Below are 25834 nucleotides of genomic sequence, written 5' to 3' on the forward strand. Positions count from 1 at the left end.
TAAATAACTTCTGTCTTACATTTATACCTAGCTCAGTTCCACAAGTTGCGTTGTGCTTCACAAATTGTCCAAAGTTTTTGATATGGTGTGAAATCTTTAGTTTCAACAGCATCGATGGTAAGATACGACTGAAGAGGATTTATACACATTTAGCCTGGAGGGTGAAATACGAATGAGCCTGACCATACAAATGCTGGGCACAGGCAGTGCCTTTGCCAAAAAATATTACAACAATAACGCACTGCTGGACAGCGGAGAAGGCAAGCTGCTAATCGACTGTGGAACAACCGCTTCGCTGGCTCTGCACCAAATGGGTGTCCAATTGCCCGAAATTGACGCCATTCTAATTACCCACATTCACGCCGATCATGTTGGAGGTCTGGAAGAGTTTGGATTCCAAATGAATATCCTACATGGTCGTAAACCTGTGCTTTGTATCGCAGAACCGTTAATTCATCCATTATGGGAAAATACGCTCAAGGGTGGCATGTCACAGCAAGGCATGATTGGCAAGCTTGGGGATGTGTTTGAAGTAAGCGTGCTGACGCCTGGTGAATCCACCAGCTTAGTATCCGGCATCGAAGTTGAACTCATTCCTACCCGTCATATCCCCGGTAAAGATAGCTACTCCCTGTTCATTAATGACCGTCTTTTTTATAGTGCGGATATGACCTTTGATCCAGGTCTGCTGAATCAACTGGTAAACGAGCGGGGCTGTCGCAGCATTTTGCATGAGGTTCAATTACAGGGTGCAGGAGAAGTCCATACGACGTTGGACGAGCTGCTCAGCTTGCCAATCCCGCTTCAAGAGCGGATTCGTCTCATGCACTATAGTGACGACATGGAGCAATTCAAGGAAAAAGCTGGAGTCATGTCCTTTCTGGAGCAGCAGCGCGTATACAACATTGTGGAGCTGGAACGCACAGAGCAAAAATAATATTTGGATACTAAGTGAGGAAGCAAAAAGCCGCCGGGTTTCCAAATGGAAAAAGAGCCCGGCGACTTTGGCATATACTTGCGTGTAGTTATGTGCTTAGTGATAGATGCTTGAAATGAACGTCAGAACAACGGCAACTGATCCAAATTATTCGTAGGATCTCCATCAGCATCTCCGCGAATCCGTTTGCTTCCGTCCTTGGCTTTGAATACATTGACCCCGGCAATTGAGCCTGCTTCAATTTCATTTAGAGCCTGACTGTAATCCAACACCCGTCCGGTAGATGTCTGAAATGACGTCAGATCACCATCACCATTTTTACGTACTGCCGTAATTTGTTCCCGTTCTACATTAGCCATGCTGCATCGCTCCTTATCCATAGTATAGTGGAGGAACTTTTACTAGCATGCACCCTATGCAGAATTATATGCATCTTTGGCTGCCAGCTACAGCTTTTTGCGCATGCGTACATGTGGAATCCCGGCATCGTCAAAAGGCTCTTCCGAAATCGTCTCGTAACCGAGCTTTTCGTAAAACTTTTCAGCTTGACATTGAGCATCCAGCAGCGAGTGGCGCAGCCCCAGCTCACGTGCGCGTTCCTCCAGAGCCAGCAGCAATATACGTCCGTACCCCCCGGAGCGATGCTCCTTGAGAACCGCAATACGTTGCATTTTAGCTGTATCTTCCTCATAATAGGTCAAGCGTCCCGTTGCCACCATCTCACCATGATCAGAGATCAGCAAGTGATGTGCAGTATCCCCCAGCTTGTCATAATGGTCAATTTCAATATCTAGAGGAACTTTCTGCTCCTCGACAAACACCTTAGTACGGATCAGTAGCGCTGCCTGTAGCTGTTCTTCTGTCGTCACACTAATAATTTCTGCGGCCATCATCCGCTCCCCCTTATCACTACTTCAATTTGCAAACCCACTAGATTTGAATTATATATAAAAATGGTAATGAAGTACAAGCTTATTTCTATTTTTCTACTTTACATTTATGGTTAATACATGATATTATCTAATAACCGAAGGACGGTAGCTCAGCGGGAGAGCATTATCTTGACAGGGTAAGGGTCATGGGTTCGATCCCCATCCGTCCTATACATCAAAAAGCCTTGATATTCAAGGCTTTTTTGTTTGCCTGGTGAACAATTGCGCAGTTTTTAGTGTTTCTTCATTCATCAATTTTAGAAGATAAAAAACCGACCTAAAAATAGGATCGGTTTTTTATGTGCTTAGTCTATCACTACAGCTCCTTTTATTATAGAAGAAACAAATTAAATAAGGCATGGAAGTACCCTTTCACAGAACCCTAGATTACGATATAAACAGCTCCGCTTTCACTATCAATCTCCGTTGGGAAAGCAGTCATACACCCGGTATCCGGTTCTCGCACCTGACCAGTGGACAGGTCAATTTTCCAGTCATGGAGCGGACAATGGACTGCTGAGCCACATATCATTCCTTCGGATAACCGTCCTCCTTTATGCGGACAACGGTTTTCTAGCGCACGAACGCTTCCGTCGCCCAGCCGAAATAGGGCCACCTCTATATTACGAATACGAACTGTACGGGCTCCCCGTAGATCAATATCGTTCAGATTGGCTACTCTGATTCTGCTGGTTGTCGTTGTGTTGATCTCCATTTTTTCAGCCCCCTATTCCGTTACTGAGTTAAGCTCCGGTAACTGCACAAAATTTTTGAGCAGCTCTTTGTCATGAATGATTTCGCGCCAAGGATCAGTCGTCGTACTTAACGTCTCCTCAATTCTGCCCACCAGTTCCTGTCTCGTCTCCGCATTCGCAAGCGCCTGCTTGATGGATTCTAAGCCGACACGCTCTACCCAATGCGCTGTGCGCTCGCCCCAATTGGCTTGCTCGCGGTAATACTGCAGATAGGCGCCAGTCCATTCCATGACTTCATCCTCTGTTTTCACGGTGCAAAGTAGTTCAGACGCCCGTACCTTAATGCCGCCGTTACCGCCAACGTAAATCCCCCAGCCACCATCGATAGCGACGACGCCTAAATCCTTAATCGTCGCTTCGGCGCAGTTGCGCGGACAACCGGATACAGCCAGTTTAACCTTGGCCGGGGCATTCATGCGCTCAAATGCCTTTTCCAGCCGGATACCCATTCCCATGGCATCCTGAGTGCCGAAACGGCAAAAGGTGTTGCCGACGCATGTCTTAACCGTTCGCAGCGTCTTCCCGTACGCATGCCCGGACGGCATGTCTAACTCGGACCAGATACCTGGCAAATCCTCTTTTTTCACACCTAGCAGGTCAAGACGCTGTCCGCCCGTAAATTTCACCAAAGGCACATTATATTTCTCCGCGACAGCAGCAATTTTCTTCAGATCAGCAGGTGAAGTAACTCCTCCATAAATGCGAGGCACAACAGAATAGGTGCCATCTTTCTGGATGTTGGCATGGTATCTTTCATTCGTGAATCTGGATTCCTTCTCATCCTCGTAATCCAGAGGCCACACCATACCCAGATAGTAATTGAGGGCCGGTCGGCATTTGGTACACCCTTCAGGTTCGCTCCAACCCAGCACGTTCATCGCTTCTTTGACGCTCTTCAATCCCATTTCCCGGATGCCACCAATAATCGCTTCCCGGTCAAGTGTCGTACAGCCGCAAATGCCTTCTTTAACCGGTTCCCCTGTTTCGGCGCCTGCATATAGCTGTAATAGCCCCTCCACTAATGGCTTGCAGCCGCCACATGATGCGGACGCCTTCGTACAGGCCTTAATCTCCCCGAGGCTTCGGCAGCCAGCCGCAACCGCCTCTCCGATGTCCCCCTTGGACACACCATTACATCCGCATACAATTTCGTCGTCAGGCATTTGCTCCAGCATCATGGAGCCATTTGCTTCTGATTGGCCAGGGGTCAAGCCGAGCAACAGTTCTTTCTCACGGCCAAGCACCGACTCGCCGTTTTTGATTAGCGAAAACAACTTGGCTCCGTCAGATGTATCGCCGAACAGGACGGCTCCGATCAGTTTTTCTTCCTTGATTACGATTTTTTTGTAGACACCGCCAATTTCATCCTGATATCGAAGGGAACGCGTTCCCGATTCGTCCTTATAGCAACCTGCGGAAAACACGTCTACGCCCGATACCTTCAGTCTTGTCGAAATGACGGAACCACTATAGCCCGGAGTCTCCATTCCGGCGAGCCGCTGGGCCAGCACACCCCCCTGCTCATATAATGGAGCCACCAGCCCGTAGGTGATTCCCCGGTGCTCTGCACATTCGCCTACGGCGTATATACCGGGGATGCCTGTTTCCATGTAATCATTTACGATAATGCCGCGATTGACAGGAATTCCTGCCGACACTGCAAGCTCAATGTCTGGTATGATGCCTACTGCCATAACGATTAGATCCGCTTCCAGCTCACTGCCGTCGGCAAATTTCAATCCCTCCACACGGCGGCGGCCTGTGATAGCTGCCGTTCTCTTATTGACCAGAAAATTCATTCCCTGCTCCTCCAGCTCGCGCCTTAGCATAAGGGAAGCGGCCTCATCCAGCTGCCGATCCATAATATGTTCGTGAATATGAATAACCGTAACATCCATTCCCAAATTGAGCAGCCCCCTGGCTGCCTCTAGCCCCAGCAATCCGCCACCGATGACGGCTGCTTTTTTGTGCGTCTTCGCTGTCTCCATCATCGTTTCACAGTCACGGATATCCCGGAAGCCAATAACCCCTTCCTTGTTTGCTCCTGGAAGTGGCAGGATGAAAGCGTTGGAGCCTGTAGCCAGCAGCAGCAAATCATAAGGGACGCATACACCGGAGCGGGACGTCACCTGGCGCTTGTCTGTGTCGATCTCTGTGACAGGATCACCTGTATACAACCGGATATGATTTTCTTCATACCAGCTCCAATCGTTGATGACAATATCCTGTAAGCCAGCCCCTCCAGCCAAGACGGAGGATAGCATAATCCGGTTATAATTCGGGTGTGGCTCGGCTCCGAATACCGTAATGTCACATACGCCCGGAGCGATCTTCAGTAAATGCTCAAGGGTGCGTATCCCCGCCATTCCGTTGCCGACCAGCACTAGCTTTTTGATGTGGTTCATCAGACCTCTCCCCTTCTATTCATATCCTCAAAACATAAAAAGCCTGCTTCACATTGGGGGATTCAAAACACCCCTCCACATGTGAAAACAGGCTCCATTGCCGTTTCATTGAATACGCCGTTGTATCCATCAGAGTATGGAATTAAAAGTACTGTAGCCAATATATAATGATTCAAGTTCGATGTCAATATTCCTCACGCATTATCTTAAAAAATTATATTTTACCATCATGTAACATATTTATGACGTATGAAATATCACTTTTTTTGAAAGTTTGGATTGATTTTCAGACGAAAAAGCCCCAAAATGAATTAAAAATCCGTTTTCCCTTCATAATGCTAGAAAAATGCATACACAAACAAAAAACGCATGTCATGTTTGTTATCAAGAAATATATCCCATTATTCCTATCACTAACTACCCTTCATGTTGCAGAAAGGAGGAGCCCGCTTGCGTTCCTTGTTGATAATTCATCCACATTCAGAGCATGTATCCGGAGAGGCTCACGCCGTTTCCTTACGGCAGACAGGACCTGAGCAGCTTTTGGAGTCCAACGGATATCTGACGCTACCCTGTCGTGATGAATCTGAAATCAAACAGCTGATTCATGATGCAGATGCGGCGGTGCTGAATATACCTGTCGGCACCATCAGCACATGGTCCGCCAGGCTGGAGCAAGCCAGAGCAATCCCGTTGCTCTGGTGGTGCAGCGCAGAATCTGCTCTGTCATCGACGGAATCCTGTGAAGCCAATGTTCCCGTCGACGGCATTTTAATCCCTTCCATGGCAGCACATGAGCTGAATTGGGCTCTTCACTTTAGCGCCAAACGCTTTTTCGAACGCCAGCACTGGCTAAGTGAACGCAAACAACTGACCGCTCGGCTGGAAGAGCGCAAATGGATTGACATGGCCAAAGCAATACTTGGTGAAGTAAACGGCATTCCGGAAGCGGAAGCATACGATTTGCTGCGAAAAAAAGCAATGAATGAGCGCAAACGGATCGTTGATGTAGCCATCTCCATCGTCAAAGCACAGCAAATGCTAAAGGCATAGATTTGAAAGGGGCCTTAATATGAACATTATTGAAATATTAAAAGAAGTTGGACGTGGCAAAAGAGGCGCCCGGGATTTGAATTACGTCGAAGCCGAAGCCGCTGCCGAACTTATTATGACCCGATCAGCAACGCCTGCACAAATCGGAGCCTTCTTTGCCTCGGAACGCATCAAAATGGAGAGCATTGCCGAGCTAGAAGCATTCGTAAACGTCTGTCGTAAATATGCCCACCGCTTCCCGATGCAGGAAGGTATAGATTTCGCAGGTCCCTACGATGGCAGAAAATCATCATTTATCGCCACCTTTGCCACCGCTTTTTTAGTCGCCGCGCACGGGGTCCCGGTGACGATGCACGGAAGTGCGCCCCTCCCTCCTAAATGGGGTATTACACTCCCCCTTTTGCTGCAGGAAATGGGGGTAACATCTGAAAACATGACACACGAAACGGCCATTCACGCCGCAAAGTTGACAGGCGTACTATTCGTAGCCTCTGAACATTGGTGTCCGCCTCTGAGAGAGCTGCGTACGATCCGCGAAGAGCTGGGGCTGCGTACGGTGCTGAACACAACCGAGAAACTGGTTGATTACGGCGCTTCTCCGTATATCGTATTCGGCGTTTTCCACAATACGGTGTTTGACAAGATGGCGAAACTGATGCAGCACCTGAATTACCACAGGGCTCTGATCGTCCAGGGAAGCGAAGGATCGGAGGATCTGTTCATTGACCGACCAACTCGGACTTACCTGATTGCTAACGGCGAGGTATTACTACAGGTTATCGATCCGGAAATGTACGGGTTAGATTCGGTAGTACCCGAGCATAACTGGACCCCTGCTGAACAGCTGCGGATAACGGAGGAAGTGTTACAAAGCACAGCTCCTTTAGCCTTTTCGAATCAAGTGCTGCTCAACGGCGCAGTCCGGCTGTTCGTTGCAGGCCGAGTCGACTCTATAGAGGAAGGCTTGTACACCTGCAAACCACTGCTGGAAAACGGGGCTGCCTGGGACTTGTATTGTCGCTGGCGTGAAGCTATGCTCACAAAAGAAATAAAAATGGAAGCCAGCGTATCCGAACCTTGGCTGCATTTATAGTACACACAGTCTAGCGGTTGTAGACCATAAACTGCACGTCAAAAGGCCAGTTCCTGACTCAGGGGCTGGCCTTTTATGCAAAGAAAAAGGAATACTTTAGAACTAAAGCCATTCACCACGATCTGCACTGATTGGGACTACAGCCAGATGGAGAGGACGGATGCTTACAGCAGCCGTTTTAAAGCCGGGCATTCGGCAGAACGGATCAAGGTCTGCTCGGGTCGCCCGGTTTACATTTTGCACACCGCCCCAATGCATAGGTACGAAGAGCGTATCTTCGCGGATATTCGGTTTGATCCGGCTGCGCACGGTGAAGCATCCTCGCTGTGACGTGATTTCTACCCACTCCCCGTCCCTGATATACCAGCGCTGCGCTGTACGTGGATGAATTTCCACAAAGTTTTCAATCCCGCGCGCGGTTAGTGACGGACTTCTGCGCGTTTGTTCGCCCGTCAAATAGTGAGCCAGCACGCGGCCGTTCGTCAGAATAAGCGGGTATTCCTCAGACGTCTGCTCTCCAGCTTCACGGCTTTCAACCACCGTAAAAATAGCCTTTTGATCGGAAAGGGCAAAGCTTTCCCGAAACATCGTATCCATACCCGCTTCATCTGGTGACGGGCATGGCCAATATACGCCTTCCTCACGACGCAACCTGCTATACGTGATCCCGTAATAATCGGCAGAGCCGCCTCGACTGGCAAGTCGCAATTCTTCAAAAATATGCTCAGCATCCTTGTACGAGAAGTAGCTGCCCTTGTCCAACCTCGCAGCTATTTGACATAAAATACGCCAGTCATCTCTAGCCTCGCCCGGAGCAGACCGCGCCGCTTCCCGTAACAGAACGCGCCCCTCCAGATTGGTCATCGTCCCGGTATTCTCCAGATAAGAGGTTACAGGCAGAACAATATCAGCCATCTGCGCCGTTTCAGTTAGGAACATATCCGCCACAACCAACAGATTCAGCTTTTTCAACCCTTCCTCTACCAGTCGGGCATTCGGATTGGATACGACAGGATTAGAGCCCATCACGAACAGCGTCTCGATTTCTCTCTGATGAACGAGCTCCATCATTTCATAGGCCGATACTCCTTTTCCCGGCAAGCTGTCCGGCTCAACTCCCCACACCGACGCCACATAAGCACGATCCGCTTCATTCTCAATCGATCTGTAGCCGGGGAGCTGATCCGCCTTCTGGCCGTGTTCCCGTCCCCCTTGTCCGTTACCCTGGCCCGTAATGGCTCCGTAACCGCAGCCTTTTCTGCCAATCTTGCCGGTGGCCAGCACCAGATTAAGAAAGGCACGAACTGCCATATGTCCATCTGTATGCTGCTCGACCCCTCTGGCCGTAAAAACGATCCCCGTCTTTACACCACCAAAAGCGCGCGCGGCCTGTCGGATCACCTCCGGCTCAATTCCGCACAGAGCAGCTGATTCATTCAGATCCACACTGTTTAAAAGATGCTTCAGTTGCTCATAGCCGTTGGTCCGCTTGTGGATAAACTCTTCATTCACTAACCCCTCGTCCACGATGACCTTTAGCATGGCATTGGCCAGCGTCGCATCTGTACCGGGTCTAATTTGTACATGCAGGTCGGCAGTTGCCGCTGTCGGAGTCGCACGAGGGTCAATGACGATGATATACGCCCCATTTTCCTTGGCCTGGTGAAAATAAGGCATGAGTGTCGGTTGGCATTCGGCAATATTTGTACCTGCAAGCACAATACACTGAGCTAACGGAATATCTGCCAGCCTGCAGGTCAGTCCACGGTCAATACCAAACACCTTACTGCCAGCAGATGCAGCAGCCGACATACAGAAGCGTCCGTTATAATCGATATAACGCGTACCTACAGCCACTCTGGCAAATTTACCAAGTAAATAAGCCGTTTCATTTGATAGCGAGCCACCACCGTATATGCCGATTGCATCAGGACCCTGCGCGGACAGCGTTGAAGAGAAACTGCTGACGACAGCATCCAGCGCCTCCTCCCATGTAACCGGCACAAGTTTGCCTGCCTTACGCATAAGAGGCCGCAGTAGCCTTTCTGCATGGATTGTATGCTGATATGCATTCATTCCCTTGACACACATCCTGCCCTGCGAGGCTGCGTTAGGTTTCCCTTCCGCCCTGTATACTGTACGGGTGACACCCGCAAATGTCTCCGTATCTGTGCTAACGGTCATCTTACATTGCACGCTACAAAACGGGCACTGTGTATCCATCACTGCCGGTACGTGTAACGTCGCTTCCAGTTTGCTTTCTCCTGACTGACACATAAAGTCTCCCCCTCTCTAATCTTCATAACTTTATTGTCTGCACACGTATAAATCGATCGCCACCATTCCTGCTTAACCAGTTACCCTGTCCGAATTGTAGTCGCGCAGGCTGCCCGCCATGCCCGCCAGTCCACTTCGTAAAGCTGCGTCGAGTACGCTTTCCCGCAGCACCAAAACGTCAGTCCGTTCAATCCACTCCCACATTTTCTCCCCATACCGTGCGTTATGCCGGTACATTTGCAAGCAAGCAATAGCCATTAAGAGCGCTTCTTCCGCATTCTCCTCCACTCCAAGCAGCCGTCCCTGGCGAACCGGATGCTCAGCATGACCACCAGCATAAACTTCCCAGCCTGCTGGCGATCGGGATAGTCCAATGTCGCGGACAAGCACACCTCCGGGATACTCCGGTCCCGGGCAAACTGCAACTGCAATCGGCGCCGGCAATGCGCGACTTCCCCAGACAGCCGACAGCCGTTCTTTCAGCCGGACTGCTTCTACCCAAGCCTCGCCGCCTATCTGATTGGACTCAGAAAACAACTGACTCTCGCCATTCAAACCCATAAAATTCACAAAACGCAGACTCGCAGAAACCGGTTCTCCGCCGTGCTGTGCGGTGGTCTGAATCGCAACATCTCCGGCCAATTGACTTGACGCAGATATTTCCCGCAAGCCAAGGGATTCCAAGTAATAAAGTACAGCCGGACGGCATAATTCACACCCCTGCTGTCTGGTCCAGCCGAGACGGGACACGACTTCCGCCGGAGTCCGACAGACCGCGGCCACCATAGCTGTCTTAAGTGAATCATGATCGTAATGCGTACATCCGCACACAGGAACAACTTCTTGGTCGGTCAGAGTAACTACAGCTTCGGAAACTGTCGACCGGGACAAACCATTTTTGACCAGCGCAGCCACCAGCGGCCGACACCCCCCACAGGAAGCGGATGCCTTCGTCCGGCTCTTCACCTCTTCCACCGTTTTTAGCTTATCTGTAGTGATCGCTCGCAAAATAGTCCCCTTGCTCACGCCGTTGCACGCACATACCGTCTCCTCTTCCGGCAGCGCGGCAGCCGCTTCCTCCGCTCTGCTCACACCTCTATCTTGTGAAGCAAGCTCTGTAGTTGGTGCGCCTCGCCGTACCATTCCAAGCAGCGAGGTACTTTCCGCCGTATCTCCGAACAAAATAGCGCCAGTGACAGCTCCATTACGCATCATCACCTTTTTGTAAATCCCCCGCATACCGTCATATTCCATCACCGCTGTCTCGTTTCCCTCTTCGCGAATGTTTCCTGCGGAAAACACATGAATCCCCGCAACCTTGAGCTGCGCATACGGAATCGACCCTTCATAGGGAGTCGTTTCACGGCCACAAATGACTTTTGCCAATACTTTACACTGCTCATACAACGGCGCCACCAGCCCGTATGAAATACCACAGTGCTCAGCGCATTCACCGACTGCGTAAATATCGGGAATACTTGTACGCATATAATCATCCACGACAATAGCATGGTTGACTTTCAGACCGCTGCCCTGCACCAATTCGATATTCGGCCGGATACCAACCGCCAACACAACCAAATCCGTCTCCAGCCTGTTCCCGTCCGAAAACATCAATCCCCGTACCCTGTTCCGCCCCATAATGTTGACCGTTTTCTTTGCCAGATGAAACCACATCCCCTGTTGCTCCAGCTCCCGTTGCAGAAGAGCAGCCGCAGTCTGGTCAAGCTGACGATTCATAAGATACTGTGCATTATGGACAACCCCGACTTCCTTTCCAAGATTCAGCAGACCTTGTGCGGCCTCAAGCCCCAACAGTCCCCCTCCAATAACCGTCGCCTTCTCGTACGTTTGGGCATATTCAGCCATGGTTTCACAATCACTCGCATCTCGAAAAGCGATGACTCCCCGTTTCCGCGCTCCGGGAATGGGAGGTATGAAGGGCAATGAGCCGGTTGCCAGTATGAGCATGTCGTATGGCTCTTTAATGCCCGTTTCCGTTTCCACCGTACGGGCTGCAATATCAAAGTTACAGACACGTTCGCCGGCGTATAGCCTTACTCCGTTTTCTTCATACCACGCCCAGTTATGAGTAACGATATGTTCGAATGAACTTTCATCCTGCAGCATTTTGGACAGGAGCACTCGGTTGTACCCAGGACGGGGCTCTGCACCAAATATCGTGATTTGAAACTGATCCGGCTCCAGATCGAGTATTTCCTCTACACATTTGATACCTGCCATACCGTTGCCAACGATGACCAGTTTTTTCACCATAACGGACCAGCCCCATTCTCCACATAAAATAAGTCAGAAAAAGCCCTTCTCCATTCAAAGGAAAAGGGCAACGTTGCCGCAAATGCCGACACACCGTTGTGCCGATATGTACCTAAGATTAATGAATTGTGAGCATCATGTCAATATTCAATACATTTAAACCTATGTTTTTGTCTTTTATTTATTTATTTCTATTTTATATGTTATGTATATTGACATTTGTAGAATCGTTTTTTATAATCTGGATTAAAATCACTCGAACGTGATCATACCTGATTGACGCACAATGAGGTGTGTCAACTACGGCAATGAAGCCGCAAATTGTCCCTAGGCACCATGTAGGGGAGATTTGCGGCTTTTCATGTTCAACATTACATTTTATAGACCAAGAACAAAATAGGAACAGGAGAGATGGAGAATGAACAAAAAAAGTTTCTGGCAAAGCGGACACAAGCCCACGCTATTTGGCGCCTTCCTGTATTTTGATATCAGCTTTATGATATGGGGGATGATTGGTCCCCTATCCGTTATCATTGCTAACGACTACCCAATGGACCCTTTACAAAAAGCCAACCTTGTCGCTCTTCCGGTACTGGGCGGTTCCCTGCTCCGGCTCGTGCTTGGCTTCATGTCAGATTATATCGGTCCAAAGCGCACCGGACAGATCGGTATGCTTGTGACATTCATTCCTCTCCTGCTCGGCTGGATGTGGGTTGACTCGCTAGAGCAACTGTACATGGTCGCCCTGCTGTTGGGTGTAGCCGGAGCCTCATTTGCAGCTGCGCTCCCCTTAGCCAGTCAATGGTATCCAAAAGAGCATCAAGGCTTGGCTATGGGAATTGCTGGTGCTGGCAATAGCGGTACCGTTCTCGCGACCTTGTTTGCCAACCGCCTCGCACAATATTTTGGCAGCTGGGAGGCCGTTTTTGGATTGGCCATCTTTCCGATTTTCATCGTCTTCATTCTGTTCAGTATTTTTGCCCGCAACAGCCCTGACCGCCCGGCACCGAAGCGTCTGTCGCAGTACGCTTCGGTGCTTAAACAGGGGGATGCATGGGTGTTCTGTGCTTTTTACTGTGTGACGTTCGGCGGATTCGTTGGGCTTTCTAATTATTTGACCATTTTCTTTAACACCCAATACGGTCTCTCTGCTGTACATGCTGCCGACTTTGCAACCGTCTGTGTGATTGCCGGGAGCTTCTTTCGGCCTGTAGGCGGATTTTTGTCTGACCGAATCGGGGGTTCGCGCATGTTAATGTATTTGTATGCTGGAGCCGGGATCATGCTCGCGGGCATTGCATTTCTACCGCCGCTTGCCCTGGTTGTAGTACTGCTTTTTGTAGGCATGATGTGCCTTGGCGCTGGCAACGGCTCTGTATTCCAACTCGTGCCGCAGCGGTTCGGAAACGAAATTGGGCTCATGACCGGTATCATTGGCGCTGCGGGTGGCGTAGGTGGATATTTTCTACCTCTTACTCTCGGCAATCTGTACAAATTAACGGGTTCCTATATGCCGGGCTTTATCTGTCTGAGCTTGATCACCTTCTGCGCCCTTACTCTCGTCATCATGATGCAGTTAAAATGGCGCAACAGCTGGATGCGCCCACCTACTCCAATTACTGATGAAGCCGCCAGCCGTATCGGAGAATTAAAGGTTGATGTCCATTAAAGTTACCTTTTTAGCTCAGCGAACAAGCTTTAACTTCAATGATATAAAATTGGGGTTAAAGCTATTTTTTTATTTTACCCACGAAAAAAGTCACATTTAATAAAAATTTACCGAAAATATCATGAAAATTAAATGAAAATTTTCAGATAATAATGATCGAAAAACGTTTTCATTTTCATAAATTTTCTTATGTAAACACTTATATAACCATTTTTCACACAACATACTTGTTCACTTGGTTTAAAATAAGGCGTATACTTGTTCACGAATTGTTCAAGGTTTAACTAAATGTAATTTTCTAGAAAGAAGGAATTAGAAATGCGTGCTTTTCAATTGACTGAAGATGGTTCTATCGAAACCAAATTAACCGGAAAGGAGTTGCTGGCTAATCCACTGCTGAATAAAGGAGTGGCTTTTACTCTTGAAGAAAGGCAGCAGCTTGGACTTGACGGTCTGCTTCCTCCTACCATATTGACTATTGAGGAACAGGTTCAACGGGTTTACGAGCAATTCCAGAGCCAACCGGATAATTTGCGTAAAAATATCGCGTTAAACGATCTGTTTAACCGAAATACAGTCCTGTACTATCGCTTGCTCTCTGAGCACCTAAGCGAAATGCTTCCGATTGTTTATACTCCGACGGTTGGTCAGGCTATACAGGAATACAGTCATGAATACCATAAACCCGGCGGTATGTATTTATCTATTGGTAACCTTTCCGCTATTAAAGAAGCTTTTAAAAACTTGAACCTGGGCCCTGAGGATATTGACCTCATCGTAGCTACGGATTCCGAAAGTATTTTGGGAATCGGGGACTGGGGAGTTGGTGGAATTAATATTTCCATCGGTAAGCTTGCTGTGTATACCGCTGCTGCCGGTATTGATCCTAGTCGGGTGCTGGCAGTTGTCCTTGATGCGGGTACGAACAACGAAAAACTGCTGGAAGATCCTTTATACATGGGGAACCGTCACAAACGTGTTCGCGGAGAACAATATGACCAATTTATTGACACCTATGTTCAAACTGCGCTTTCTTATTTCCCGAATGCTCTGCTGCACTGGGAAGACCTGGGCAATGTCAACGCTCGGAACATTATCAATAAATACGGAAGCAGTATTTTGACATTTAATGATGATATTCAAGGCACTGGTGCAGTTACGCTCGCAGGTGTTATGTCTGGTGTTAAACTGTCCGGAGTCTCACTAAGCAAGCATCGAGTTTTGGTCTTTGGTCCAGGAGCCGCCGGTATCGGTAATGCAGATCAAATTAGTGCAGCTATGATGCTGGAAGGACTGTCAGAAACCGAAGCCAGAAGTAACTTTTGGGCTTATGATTATCGCGGTCTGCTTACTAATGAAACAGAAGGACTTTTCCCATTCCAGGTTCCTTATGTACGGGATGCCTCAGAATGTCGTGATTGGGAACGTGCGGAGGATGGCAAAATTCCACTTTTGGAAGTCATTCGCCGGGTGAAACCAACCATTATGATCGGAACCTCCGGTGTTACGGGAGCATTTAATGAGGAAATCGTTAAAGAAATGGCCAAGCATACAGAACGTCCTATAATTATGCCTATGTCTAATCCGACTCCACTGGCTGAAGCAACTCCGGAAGACTTGATCCGCTGGACTGAGGGAAAAGCGTTGATTGCAGCAGGTAGCCCTTTTGAACCGGTAACCTATAATAATGTTAAGTTTGAAATTGGACAATCCAATAATGCTTTCGTGTTCCCTGGTCTTGGTCTTGGGGCGATTGTGGTGAAGTCCAAAATCATCACAGACAACATGTTTGCCGCCGCTGCCCATGCAGTAGCCGATATGGTCGATTTGTCACAGCCTGGAGCTTCACTGCTGCCGAAAATCAGCGAGCTGCGTGAAGTATCTGAAGCTGTAGCTGTAGCAGTTGCAAAGGCTGCGGTTCAGGATGGCGTAGCACGTCATCAGCCGGATGATATCCGTCAAGCGGTTCGGGATGCAATGTGGGACTGCAAATATAAACCCATCAAGCAGTATGGTCAGGAAGCAGTATTGGTTTAAAAAATAGCGAACAGCATCAAGTTGTACTTGCATACAAGCAAAGTGATTATTTAACTGATGTCCGCCATTTTTGGCGGACTTCTTCATTGGAGGCGACATTGTGGCTACTGGTCATATCTTTATTATCTTAATTCCTATTTTCTTTGTCATTTTAATTGGTTATTTGGCAGGATTGTTTAAGGCGTTTAACCCTGCTTCTTCGAAAGGATTAAACACATTAGTGACCAAGTTTGCTCTACCTGCACACTTGTTTATTGGTATTACGACGACACCAAGAGAAACGTTGATTCAAAAGTGGCCTTTTCTGGTCACCCTGCTTCTTGGGATTATCGGCTTTTATATCGTATTGCTCGTAGGATATTGCTTAATTGCCAAAAAAGCTCTGACCGAATCCTCCATGTTCGCTTTGAATTCAACTCAGCCTTCTTTTGCGTTTATGGGAATCCCGGTTCTGGGAAGCTTGTTCGGAAGCGCGGCAGTCGCTATCCCGATTGCAATTACCGGTATCGTCGTTAATGCGATTCTTGATCCACTTGCAAGTATTTTAGGAACGGTCGGTCAGCGCAACTCAGAAACGAAGGAACAAGGCAACTTGTTTAAAGTTACTATGAAGTCAGTCCTTCATGGACTCAGCGAACCGCTTGCCTGCGTGCCTTTGATCGGCGTCATACTCACCCTTTGCGGATTCCAAGCTCCAAAGCTACTGCAATCGATGTTTGATCAAATCGGCAATATTACTGCAGGTACAGCTCTGTTTGCCATCGGGGTAACCATCGGGATCAAAAAGATTACATTCAGTCCCAAAGCACTTAGCATAGCTGTGCTGAAAGCCATCGTGATGCCTATTGTAATGTTGGGTATTGCTGTTCTGGTAGGACTATCCCATGAAGATGTAACCAAGGCCGTACTGCTTGTCGCTTTTCCCGGCTCAGCGGTTGCCGCTATGATTGCTACCCGCTATGAAACACTGGAAACGGAAGCCGCATCTGCATTTGTCATTAGCTCAGTGTTATCGCTTATTTCACTCCCGCTGCTCATTTCACTTCTTGTATAATGACAGGAACTTTATAGCTCTCAGCGAGGTACGGGTTATATATAATGATTTGGGTATCCGTTTGCTCTCATTCATCTTACTTTTTAAATATTGTCCAAACAATAAAGCAATTTAGTTATATTTAAAGTTGAAAAACAGCATAACATCCCGTTTTGCTGACAAGCGGCGGCCCCACAGCTTCATTCAATGGTGGGCCGCCGCTTGTTATTTTTACGAATTTTCATTCGAGTCTCCCCCCTGATTTCCTATTTTATCCACTCAGAACGATTAAAATTTTTGTCGGTTTTCGTCAATATATTTCATTAATACGTAACCGATATTCTCCAACTTTAATAAATACCTAACATTTAGAAAGGAAATTGACGAAATATATAAGAGATAGGTCGTAAGTCGTATATTAAACTAAAAATTTTAATTCAAAGGAGAAGAAACACGTGAAAAATTTGAAGTGGAGCACTATGTCCTTTTTTGGTAAAAATCTATTAATTTCTTTTATCAACATCGTATTAATAGGTGCTATTCTCATCACATCCAGCTACATACTTCAAGAGAATATTTTGACCACCCAGTTGCAGGATCAGGTTAAAGTGCTGACCAAAAAATGGGCAAATGATGTTGACAAAACAAAAATACAACAAGCGTTAAGCGAAAAAGATTATAACGGTTCTGCTCAACAGGATTTACGCAAATTTCTCGATTCTATTCACACATTTTATCCTAATGTTGCCCAAGCTTACATATTTGGCACAGAATTAAAAGAAGGAAATCAAACCTCCGTTATTAGTATTCCTACAAACTTAGTTCAATCTTTCCAAGACTCAAAGCTGAATATAGGAGATATGTACAACCTTCCCGATGCGAATGTAAAAGCTGTAAATAAAATGCTTGAATCCAAACAATCGGAGTTGAGCAGCTTTTACACTGATGATTTTGGGATATGGACTACCATTATTTACCCTATTACAGATGCAAGCGGTAAAATTACGAGCGCCATCTACTTTGACGTAGACGCAAGCTCGGTACCTGCCGGACTTCAAAAACTGCTTTTATACGGTGTATCCCTGCTCATTCTGTTCCTTGCTATTTTCTTAACCATTCAATATTTGCTTGTAAAACGTACCCTTTCCCCGATTCGCAGCTTGATGAAGGGCATCGAGGAAGTAAGCGAGGGCAATCTGAATGTTAGCATCAAAACAGGTCAGGATGACCTTGGCATTATCAACCAAAAGTTTAATACCATGATCAAACGTATTAACGATACGATGGTAAAAGTACAAGATACGACGCAAGAAGTTACGGAATCGGCTCAGGAGCTGCTAAGCATTAGCGAACAGAATAGTAACAATACGAATGTTATTAACAACAATATCAAGGAAATAACCCAAGGACTTGAAACCCAAGATCACGCTGCGCTTGAAAGCTCCCGGGCTATGAATGAAATGTCTACGGTTATCCAAACCATTGCGGAGAGCTCCTCTTCCGTAGCAGACCAAGCTTATTCCATGGAAAAACGCTCGGTTGAAGGCAATCAGGTAGCCCAAAAGCTATCTATTCAAATGGATTCTATCTCTAACTCGTTAGCTATTACCTTTACTGCTATTAACGCGCTTCAAAGCCGTTCTAACGAAATCAGTACTATTGTAGACATCATTACAGGCATTGCCAGCCAAACCAATCTGCTCGCACTGAATGCCTCCATTGAGGCCGCCAGAGTAGGTGAGGAAGGTAAAGGCTTTGCAGTAGTAGCAGGAGAAGTACGTAATTTAGCTGAGCAATCTCAAGAATCCGCTAGACAAATTGCCGAGCTTATCGGAGAAATTCAAAAGGAAATTGAACAAACGGTAGAAGGAATGAGTCTGGGCACGAAGGAAGTTCAAGTCGGGCTGGAAGTCACACGTCAGACGGGCGAAATGTTCTCGGAGATTTTGAATGCGGCCAATAATGTATCGTCACAAATTCAGGAAGTATCCAGTGCGACAGAGCAGATTTCAGCCAGTACGCAGGAAATGTCAGCAACCTCTGACGAGCTGTCTTCCACAGTAAGCAAAACAGCAGACAGCAGCAAACAAATTGAGCACACCATTGGAGAACAGGCTGAGTCAATGGCTTCTATCGTCAAAGCTTCCGACAAGCTTACATCGATGTCTGGGGAATTGGAAGAGCTTATTTCATTCTTCAAGGTAAACCGGAAATCCTAACGATCTACCTTAAATAAACTAACGAAAACAAAGAACCTCTATTCTGCACAGTGTGCGGATTAGAGGTTCTTTGACATACTCGTACGTACTCTAGTTTATAAAGCCTTCCAACGCTGAGGTTGGCTTACCGTCAGCCTGCCAAGCACCTTTGTAATAACCCTGATTATAACCTGGGGTTGCAGCCGGCTCCCAATAAAATACTCCCAAGCCTTTGCCGCCCGCGATACTACGAACCTTCGTTTTGATGTCAGCAATAAATGCCTTGGAAGTTGCTGGTTCATTATATTCCATTCCGATTTCACTGATAACGATACCTTTACCGTATTTTGCAATAAGATCATTGGCATTGGTAATTGTCTGGTTCACTTTTCCCTGCCAGTTCGAAGGAGACGGATACAGGGAAAACCCGATGAGGTCAAACTGAGCTCCATTGTCAATCAAGCCACCAATATTCCAGGCTAAGGTGGAGCCATTATCCCCGTTTGCCAGGTGTACGATCGTTTTAGTACTGCTGCTTACCGATTTTACAGCATTATTCCCTGTATTGACGAGCCAGGCGTAGTTTTTCATGTTCACCGAGGCTTTGCCGTCTTCCCAAAGCATTCCATTGTTCGTTTCATTGCCGATTTGCACCCAATCCGGTGTTACCCCCTTGCTTTTCATCGTGTTCATAACATAAACCGTATGAGACCAGACCGCATCCATAAGTTGCGTAAATGTAAGATTTCGCCACGCATAAGGTTTGTTCTGCTGCCCGGGATCAGCCCATGAATCGCTGTAGTGCAGCGTCAGCATGACGCTCATACCCAATTTTTTTGCTCGCTGCGCCAGCTCTGCTGCCTTTTCGGCATTCATGTATCCGCTTCCATAATCCTTCATGTCAGGGTTTACCCACACCCGGATACGCACCGAGTTGATCTGATAATCGTCCCGCAAAATTTGCAGCACATCTCGGCGAACCCCTTTTTTATCCTTCCAGGTCATACCCTGAGCTTCCATTCCTGCTACCCAGCTTATATCTGCTCCTTTGGCAAAAGCAGGTGCGGCCGAGGCCGCACCTAATCCCCCAGAGCCAAATGGATACAAAAAGCTGGACAACAAGATCAACATCGCAAATACCATAGTCCGTTTACTTGTTTTCATAAGTCATCCCCCATCTGAATTGTGTACTCCTCATTGCCTCTGACAAATCTACCAGATCCCTCATTCGGGAAAACGTCAGCCATCACACTCTATACTATTTCCGATTTACTCCGCTCTGTCTTTAGTACCTTAACAGCATAGGCATCCAATCGAACCTTGCCGTCTTCCACCACCTGATTTTCGAGCATATCTGCATAAATCCGTCCATCCAGCCTAATCTCTTGCGGCTCATGGGTGAAATTCAGTATGAAAATATAATCATGAACTCCATCGGTACGAATCGCCGTATTCACTCCATGCGGCAACTGAACATTGAGTGCTTTACTAATTCCTGCGCCATCAATCAAACTTTTGTAAAAATGGCTGTTGAACGATCCCGTGTTGCGTGAAGCGATGTAATAAGCTTTTCCCTGTCCCAAGCGGTTCACCGTCAAGGCTGGGCGTCCTGCATAAAAGTCTGAACCGTATACAGCCAGTACCTCTGCACCTTCCGTATGAATGAGATCGCACAGTTCTACAGCCTCATACTCGCCATGCAGATCCAACTCATTATCTTCAACTGGCAAAATATGATTACGGTCGTGATCATGCAGCCCATCAATCTCTTCCGACCAGATCCCAAGCGTCTTACGAAGCGGCCCCGGAAAGCCTTCAAGGAAGCACAAATCATGTTCATCCACAATACCGGACCAATAGGTTGCTACAAAAATGCCACCGCTTTCAACAAACTTTTGTATTCGCTCACCTACACCGCTGCGCACCATATATAGCATTGGAGCTACCACAAGTTTGTATTTGGAGAAATCTGCATCCATATGAATGACATCTACAGGCACACCCTGCTCCCACAAAGCCAAATAATGTGCTTCGGCTGTCTCTTCGTATTTTACACCTTTATTACGTGGCCCTTGTGAGTCGTTGACCGCCCAGCGATTCTCCCAATCAAAAATGACTGCCGCCTCTGCTGGTACAGATGTGCCGATAACCTCTTCCAGTTTTTCCAAAGCGTTGCCCACATTTGTCACATCCCCGAACACCCGAGTATGTTCATGCCCCACATGGTCGACGACTGCACCATGCAATTTTTCACTCGAACCGCGGCTTTTCCGCCACTGGAAATACTGGACTGTATCTGACCCGTGTGCCACAGCCTGTAAAGATGATAGCAGGTGCATTCCGGGTCGCTTCAGCTTGCTAATTTCCTGCCAATTTGTCAAGCTTGGCGTACTCTCCATCAGCATCCAAGGCTTCCCACCCTTGATTGAACGGATAATATCATGCATCATAGCCACTTTCGCAGCCTGACGGCTATCATCTCCCCCCCGGTCATGCCACGTTGGATAGCTGTCCCAGGATACAACATCAAGCAGATCGGCGAACTTCCAATAATTCAATCCTTCAAAAAACTCCATTAAATTGGTTGTGACCGGAAGTTCGGGGTTCGCAGCCTTGAGCGGCACAATCTCATGTTTGATAAAATCTGCGGTCTGATCGGTCACAAACCGTCTCCAGTCCAAATTCATGGCATGAACCTGCGTTTCACCGTGAGGTGCCGGAGACTCGATTTGGCTCCAATCCGTAACCGTATGACTCCAGAAGGTCGTCCACCATGCGTGATTAAGTTTATCCAGCGTGCCGTATTTATCCTGCACCCATGCGCGAAACGCCTCCTGACAATAATCACAGTGGCAATCCCCACCAAATTCATTGGAAATATGCCAACCAATGACAGCCGGATGATTAGCATAACGCTCGGCCAGCTTCGAATTCATGATACGTACCTTTTCCCGGTAGACAGGTGACGTAGAACAGTGATTATGACGAAACCCATGCAAGTTACGGACACGGTTGGCCTCTACACGCAGCACCTCAGGATATTTTTGCGACATCCAGGCAGGTCTTGCTCCACTTGGAGTAGCTAAAAACGCATAGATTCCGTTCTCAGCAAACGAATCCAGGATACGATCCAGCCATTCGAACGTGAATACGCCTTCCTCAGGTTCTAATGAAACCCATGAAAATATGCCAACGGACATCACGTTACATTTAGCCAGTTTCATCAGACGAATATCCTCTTTTAGCACCTCGGGATAATGCTGCCATTGCTCCGGGTTATAGTCCGCTCCATGAAGCATACGTGGAACTCGCTCACTGATTGGCGGGTATTTGATTATGTTTTGCTGCGACACTGTAAATCATCTCCTTTTAATCAATAGGGTTTACTCTTTGACAGAACCGAGCGTCATACCTTTAACAAAATACTTTTGTAAAAATGGATATACAATAAGAATAGGGGCTGCACCAATGAAAATTTGCGCTGCATTCACCGTCGTTTGCGAAAGCAACTCCATCTCTTTGGGACTCATACTCATGGAGCTCATATCCTTCTGAATGATTACCGTTTGCAGGAATGTAGCCAATGGATAATCCTTAGCATTGCTCAAATAGAGCAGGCCGTCAAACCATGAGTTCCAGTGAAATACCATACTAAACAACGCAATCGTCGCAATAGATGGCATAGATATCGGCAAAAATATACTAAACAAGGTCCGAAAATGACCTGCCCCATCAATCAGTGCGGCCTCCTCCATCTCTTTGGGTATTCCTCTAAAAAAGTTCAACATGAGGATGACCAGAAATGTATTGACCGCTCCTGGCAAAACAAGTACCCAAAAACTGTCCATGAGATGAATCTTTTGAATAACCATATAGAATGGAACCAGGCCACCGTTAAAAATCATACTGAATACAAACAGCCATGAATATACGTTTCGGCTACGAAACACAGATGTTTCCTTTGAAAGTGGATAAGCAGCTAAGAAGGTTATTAAGAGCGTCAAGCCAGTTCCCAGCACGGTCCGGAGAACAGAAATCCAGATAGAGTGCAGAAAAATAGGATTATTCATCGTCTTCTTGTAGGCTTCTAATGAAAATTGCACTGGCCACAGTCCAACCAGATTGGCGTCTGCTGCTGATTTGGCGCTAAATGATACCGCCAATACATGAATTAGCGGAACGATACACATGATGGATAAAAACACAAGCAAACAGATATTAAACACATTGAAGATGCGATATGCCGTTGTTTTATGATACATGACTCTCCCTCTTTCAGCCTCGTGGAATCAAAATATGCGGTAACCTGCCCATTTGTAAGCAAGTCGATAAGATATCAGAATGAGAACCATACTAATCACGGATTTGAACAACCCGATGGCGGTGGCAAAGCCCATTTCCCCATTAATTAACGCTGTCCGGTAGACGAATGTGTCAATAATATCGCCTTTTTGGTATACCAACGGATTATAAAGGTTGAAAATCTGGTCAAAACCGGCATTCAGGACATTGCCGAGTGCAAGCGTACCGACAACCACCACCATAGGAATCAGCGAAGGCACAGTGATGTGTAGCGTCTGTCTCCAGCGGCTCGCCCCATCCATCTCGGATGCTTCGTACAGCGAAGGATTAATGCCCGCCAGTGCAGCGAGAAATACAATGGTGTTGTAGCCAAACTCCTTCCATATATCCGATACAATGACAGTAAAACGAAACCAGTTATTATCTCCCAGAAAAAAGATGGGCTGGATCCCGAAACTTCCGAGAATGCGGTTCATAAATCCATCTGTAGCCAGCAGGTCAATCAGAATACCTCCCAAAATTACCCATGACAGAAAATGGGGCAGGTAGACCAGTGTCTGAATGGAACGCTGAAGTCCAACTTTGCGGATTTCATTGAGCAGTATAGCAAAAACAAACGGAATCAGCAGATTGAAAAACATCTTTAATACAGCGATAATTAGCGTATTCCAGACGACCTGAAGACTGTCTTCCCGTTGAAACAAAAAGCGGAAATTGTCCAGCCCAACCCACTCGGAACCGGTTATGCCGAGCCAAGGCTTGTAATTTTGAAAGGCCATCACAATGCCGCCCATCGGAATGTAGCTGAATACAATTAAGAAAATGATGGCTGGCAGCAGCATAATATGAAATGGCCACGTACGTTGCAGACTTCTCATTGCAGTTCCTCCTGTAACTCTCATGTTATACTTCAATTATAGAGACGTTTCCGCTAGCCCGACAGTTCAAAAAACCAACATACATGGCACAAAAGCAATCATTTTTTAGTCTCACCATGGGAGTCAAAGTCTATCTCGCATCCATAGAGATAACACATTCATTTCCAATTCATTCTGGTAATCTGTATTAAAAAGGCTGCCCGTTTGGACAGCCTGTCTACCAGTTTTAACTGTTATTACTTTTCAACGCTTTTATACCATTCGTTCACTTCATTTGTGATTTGTTCGCCTCCGGCAGTCTTCCATGTCTGCACGAAGGTGTCAAAGGCCGAAATCGGCTGTTTACCATAAATAATTTCATTGAAGGTCTGGTTTTCAATCTTGTCCAGATAGTCCTTTTTGGCCTTCATGGTTGGCGTAGTAGGCCCCGTGAACTGATCCTTCATGGAAATATCCTTCTGTTTCATCAGCACTTTGGCAGCTGCAGGAGTATCCTTCCCGTAATTAACCATTACATCCTTCTCCAGCCGGGTCTTCGGTTCTCCACCGTTAGCCAAGCTTAACAAAGCCTTCATTTGGGCATCAGGTATACGCGCACCGTCACGAACCAGCAAATAACGAACAGAGTTTACATAACCGCCTGGTATCTTGTCGATAGGCAACAGCTTTCCATTCGCATCCAGATCATAGTCGTAGCCCTTAAACATCCCGTTCGCCAAATCTCCTTCCGATTTGGCATTTGCAAAGTGATCAAACAAGTAATTTTGATAGGTGAAAAAAGCTTCCGGATGCTGCATTTGTTTGTTGATCAGTACGACACCATTGGTGTATTGCGTACCGTGCCTCATGGCTTTACCGTCAGGCCCTGCCGGAATCTTGATCGGCTTCCATACGGCACCCGGCGCATTTTTGACCGTGTCCTGAAGCGGCCAGCCGCTCATCCAGTATGGGCCCGGAATCATACCTGCTGTTCCTGCGACTGTGGGTTCTGCCGTCTTATTCTCATCCCACAATGCTGCTTCCTGCGGAATATATCCCTTTTTGAGCCACTCGCTAAGCTTTTGTAAACCCGGCTTCATGCCAGGCTGCACGGAGCCATATTCCAGACTGCCATTCGTACCCTTGTTCCACTGTTGCGGGAGTGTACCGTAAGCCCCGAAAATCCAGGACGGGTCACCCATCCAAGTGTTCATGGACGTTTTGAAACCGATGCTGAGCGGAATAACTTTGTTCGGAGACAATCCGTCCGGATTTTTGTTTTTAAAGGCATCCATCACTTTTTCCAGCTCATCCATCGTCTGAGGGGCCTTCATGCCCAGCTTGTCCAGCCAATCCTGTCGTACCCACAACACATAGTCATGATTATAGGCAAAATCAAGTACAGGAATACCCATTTTTTTGCCATCCCGACTATACTGGTTCCATACGTTCGTATCCTGATTCATCGCTTGCTTCCAGGAATCTGAAGCATACTTATCGAACAACGGACCCGCTTCCGCAAACATACCGGAATCAATCATATCCTGTGCCAGTTGCTCATTCTCTGTTCCCAGTACAACGACGTCCGGCATCTCCTGACCGGAGGACATAGCCAAACGCAGCTTGGTGGCAAATGCACCATTCGTATCCGTGACAGACCAGAGTGATTTTACATTAATCCCGAATTTCTCTTTAGCCCATTTTGTCGCAACGTTATTTTCGATAGATTCGCCATTTTTAAATTTTAAGGCGGGATCTACACCCCATACTGTGGAAATTGTGACTTCCGGATTGTATTTTTCTTTGTATACGTTTTCAGTTTTTGCTGCGCTATTGGTATTTCCATCATTCCCCGTGCCTGAGCATCCCACCAGGCCAACTCCTAATACCATAGTTGCGGCGAGCAACGACAACAGCTTTTTTTTCGAATGAACTCGCATATTGTTCCCCCTCAAAAAATCATTTTCTACTCTTTTAATTATAAGAGGGCTTTTCTACGCAGCCTATGT

18 protein-coding genes and 1 tRNA gene are annotated in these 25834 nt (G+C 47.1%); 8 read left to right on the forward strand and 11 right to left on the reverse strand.

Translation table 11 applies throughout. The annotated features are described in order from the left end of the window. Positions 1-172: 172 nt before the first annotated feature. Positions 173-937 carry an MBL fold metallo-hydrolase gene (locus HPL003_RS23800; RefSeq protein ID WP_014282347.1) on the forward strand — a complete coding sequence of 255 codons (765 nt, stop codon included), beginning with the start codon at positions 173-175 and terminating at the stop codon, positions 935-937. 122 nt (positions 938-1059) lie between these two features. On the opposite strand, the gene HPL003_RS23805 is transcribed toward HPL003_RS23800, so the two are convergent. Together HPL003_RS23805 and HPL003_RS23810 are read right to left on the reverse strand one after the other, a co-directional pair. Then, complete coding sequence (locus tag HPL003_RS23805; protein WP_014282348.1) at positions 1060-1296, reverse strand: DUF3892 domain-containing protein; 237 nt, start codon at positions 1294-1296, stop codon at positions 1060-1062. Between the two features lie 87 nt (positions 1297-1383). Then, positions 1384-1827 (reverse strand): GNAT family N-acetyltransferase, encoded by a 444-nt coding sequence (locus HPL003_RS23810; protein WP_014282349.1) that lies wholly within the window; start codon positions 1825-1827, stop codon positions 1384-1386. A 141-nt stretch (positions 1828-1968) separates the two neighbouring features. Here HPL003_RS23810 and HPL003_RS23815 point away from each other — a divergent pair. Then, positions 1969-2040, forward strand: a tRNA-Val gene (locus HPL003_RS23815). A 211-nt stretch (positions 2041-2251) separates the two neighbouring features. Here HPL003_RS23815 and nirD read toward each other — a convergent pair. Then, complete coding sequence (nirD, locus tag HPL003_RS23820; RefSeq protein WP_014282350.1) at positions 2252-2584, reverse strand: nitrite reductase small subunit NirD; 333 nt, start codon at positions 2582-2584, stop codon at positions 2252-2254. A 12-nt stretch (positions 2585-2596) separates the two neighbouring features. Continuing rightward, complete coding sequence (nirB, locus tag HPL003_RS23825) at positions 2597-5029, reverse strand: nitrite reductase large subunit NirB (protein ID WP_014282351.1); 2433 nt, start codon at positions 5027-5029, stop codon at positions 2597-2599. A gap of 450 nt (positions 5030-5479) precedes the next feature. Here nirB (HPL003_RS23825) and HPL003_RS23830 point away from each other — a divergent pair, with 450 nt between their 5' ends. Together HPL003_RS23830 and HPL003_RS23835 are read left to right on the forward strand one after the other, a co-directional pair. Continuing rightward, complete coding sequence (locus HPL003_RS23830) at positions 5480-6082, forward strand: ANTAR domain-containing response regulator (protein ID WP_014282352.1); 603 nt, start codon at positions 5480-5482, stop codon at positions 6080-6082. A gap of 19 nt (positions 6083-6101) precedes the next feature. Further along, the gene (locus HPL003_RS23835; RefSeq protein ID WP_014282353.1) at positions 6102-7175 is read left to right on the forward strand and encodes an anthranilate phosphoribosyltransferase; all 1074 of its coding nucleotides are present in this window, start codon (positions 6102-6104) and stop codon (positions 7173-7175) included. A 102-nt stretch (positions 7176-7277) separates the two neighbouring features. Here the strand turns inward: HPL003_RS23835 and nasC are convergent, their stop codons facing one another. Together nasC and nirB (HPL003_RS23845) are read right to left on the reverse strand one after the other, a co-directional pair. Next, positions 7278-9452 carry an assimilatory nitrate reductase catalytic subunit NasC gene (nasC, locus tag HPL003_RS23840; RefSeq protein ID WP_014282354.1) on the reverse strand — a complete coding sequence of 725 codons (2175 nt, stop codon included), beginning with the start codon at positions 9450-9452 and terminating at the stop codon, positions 7278-7280. A 72-nt stretch (positions 9453-9524) separates the two neighbouring features. Continuing rightward, positions 9525-11729: a nitrite reductase large subunit NirB gene (gene nirB / locus HPL003_RS23845; protein WP_014282355.1), complete on the reverse strand. Its 2205-nt coding sequence runs from the start codon at positions 11727-11729 to the stop codon at positions 9525-9527. A gap of 418 nt (positions 11730-12147) precedes the next feature. Here nirB (HPL003_RS23845) and HPL003_RS23850 point away from each other — a divergent pair, with 418 nt between their 5' ends. The 4 genes from HPL003_RS23850 to HPL003_RS23865 all read left to right on the forward strand — a co-directional run bounded on the left by HPL003_RS23850 (position 12148) and on the right by HPL003_RS23865 (position 18687). After that, positions 12148-13398: a nitrate/nitrite transporter gene (locus HPL003_RS23850; protein ID WP_014282356.1), complete on the forward strand. Its 1251-nt coding sequence runs from the start codon at positions 12148-12150 to the stop codon at positions 13396-13398. 318 nt (positions 13399-13716) lie between these two features. Then, positions 13717-15435 (forward strand): NAD-dependent malic enzyme, encoded by a 1719-nt coding sequence (locus tag HPL003_RS23855; protein ID WP_014282357.1) that lies wholly within the window; start codon positions 13717-13719, stop codon positions 15433-15435. A 100-nt stretch (positions 15436-15535) separates the two neighbouring features. Further along, positions 15536-16489, forward strand: coding sequence for an AEC family transporter (locus tag HPL003_RS23860; RefSeq protein ID WP_014282358.1), 954 nt, complete (start codon positions 15536-15538; stop codon positions 16487-16489). Positions 16490-16923: 434 nt separating this feature from the next. Continuing rightward, on the forward strand, positions 16924-18687 hold the full coding sequence (locus HPL003_RS23865) for a methyl-accepting chemotaxis protein (protein ID WP_014282359.1): 1764 nt from the start codon (positions 16924-16926) through the stop codon (positions 18685-18687). A 90-nt stretch (positions 18688-18777) separates the two neighbouring features. Here HPL003_RS23865 and HPL003_RS23870 read toward each other — a convergent pair whose 3' ends face one another. From HPL003_RS23870 to HPL003_RS23890, 5 genes are all read right to left on the reverse strand, one after another. Continuing rightward, positions 18778-19830, reverse strand: coding sequence for a glycoside hydrolase family 53 protein (locus HPL003_RS23870; RefSeq protein ID WP_014282360.1), 1053 nt, complete (start codon positions 19828-19830; stop codon positions 18778-18780). A gap of 89 nt (positions 19831-19919) precedes the next feature. Beyond that, on the reverse strand, positions 19920-21965 hold the full coding sequence (locus tag HPL003_RS23875) for a beta-galactosidase (RefSeq protein ID WP_167321415.1): 2046 nt from the start codon (positions 21963-21965) through the stop codon (positions 19920-19922). 84 nt (positions 21966-22049) lie between these two features. Next, entirely contained in the window at positions 22050-22928 is an 879-nt protein-coding gene (locus HPL003_RS23880) for a carbohydrate ABC transporter permease (RefSeq protein ID WP_014282362.1), read from the reverse strand. A gap of 27 nt (positions 22929-22955) precedes the next feature. After that, positions 22956-23846 carry an ABC transporter permease gene (locus tag HPL003_RS23885; protein ID WP_014282363.1) on the reverse strand — a complete coding sequence of 297 codons (891 nt, stop codon included), beginning with the start codon at positions 23844-23846 and terminating at the stop codon, positions 22956-22958. Between the two features lie 236 nt (positions 23847-24082). Further along, positions 24083-25765, reverse strand: a complete 1683-nt coding sequence (locus HPL003_RS23890; RefSeq protein ID WP_014282364.1) for a type 2 periplasmic-binding domain-containing protein — start codon at positions 25763-25765, stop codon at positions 24083-24085. Between the last annotated feature and the right edge of the window lie 69 nt (positions 25766-25834).

The sequence above is a fragment of the Paenibacillus terrae HPL-003 genome (genome assembly GCF_000235585.1).
Lineage (GTDB): Bacteria > Bacillota > Bacilli > Paenibacillales > Paenibacillaceae > Paenibacillus > Paenibacillus terrae_B.

What these genes read in the sequence shown, in the direction of transcription:
- HPL003_RS23800 (WP_014282347.1), top strand. Translation starts at nt 173, where the DNA reads ATGAGCCTGACCATACAAATGCTGGGCACAGGCAGTGCCTTTGCCAAA.
- HPL003_RS23805 (WP_014282348.1), bottom strand. Translation starts at nt 1,296, where the DNA reads ATGGCTAATGTAGAACGGGAACAAATTACGGCAGTACGTAAAAATGGT.
- HPL003_RS23810 (WP_014282349.1), bottom strand. Translation starts at nt 1,827, where the DNA reads ATGGCCGCAGAAATTATTAGTGTGACGACAGAAGAACAGCTACAGGCA.
- nirD (WP_014282350.1), bottom strand. Translation starts at nt 2,584, where the DNA reads ATGGAGATCAACACAACGACAACCAGCAGAATCAGAGTAGCCAATCTG.
- nirB (WP_014282351.1), bottom strand. Translation starts at nt 5,029, where the DNA reads ATGAACCACATCAAAAAGCTAGTGCTGGTCGGCAACGGAATGGCGGGG.
- HPL003_RS23835 (WP_014282353.1), top strand. Translation starts at nt 6,102, where the DNA reads ATGAACATTATTGAAATATTAAAAGAAGTTGGACGTGGCAAAAGAGGC.
- nasC (WP_014282354.1), bottom strand. Translation starts at nt 9,452, where the DNA reads ATGTGTCAGTCAGGAGAAAGCAAACTGGAAGCGACGTTACACGTACCG.
- nirB (WP_014282355.1), bottom strand. Translation starts at nt 11,729, where the DNA reads ATGGTGAAAAAACTGGTCATCGTTGGCAACGGTATGGCAGGTATCAAA.
- HPL003_RS23850 (WP_014282356.1), top strand. Translation starts at nt 12,148, where the DNA reads ATGAACAAAAAAAGTTTCTGGCAAAGCGGACACAAGCCCACGCTATTT.
- HPL003_RS23855 (WP_014282357.1), top strand. Translation starts at nt 13,717, where the DNA reads ATGCGTGCTTTTCAATTGACTGAAGATGGTTCTATCGAAACCAAATTA.
- HPL003_RS23870 (WP_014282360.1), bottom strand. Translation starts at nt 19,830, where the DNA reads ATGAAAACAAGTAAACGGACTATGGTATTTGCGATGTTGATCTTGTTG.
- HPL003_RS23875 (WP_167321415.1), bottom strand. Translation starts at nt 21,965, where the DNA reads ATGCTTCATGGAGCGGACTATAACCCGGAGCAATGGCAGCATTATCCC.
- HPL003_RS23880 (WP_014282362.1), bottom strand. Translation starts at nt 22,928, where the DNA reads ATGTATCATAAAACAACGGCATATCGCATCTTCAATGTGTTTAATATC.
- HPL003_RS23885 (WP_014282363.1), bottom strand. Translation starts at nt 23,846, where the DNA reads ATGAGAAGTCTGCAACGTACGTGGCCATTTCATATTATGCTGCTGCCA.
- HPL003_RS23890 (WP_014282364.1), bottom strand. Translation starts at nt 25,765, where the DNA reads ATGCGAGTTCATTCGAAAAAAAAGCTGTTGTCGTTGCTCGCCGCAACT.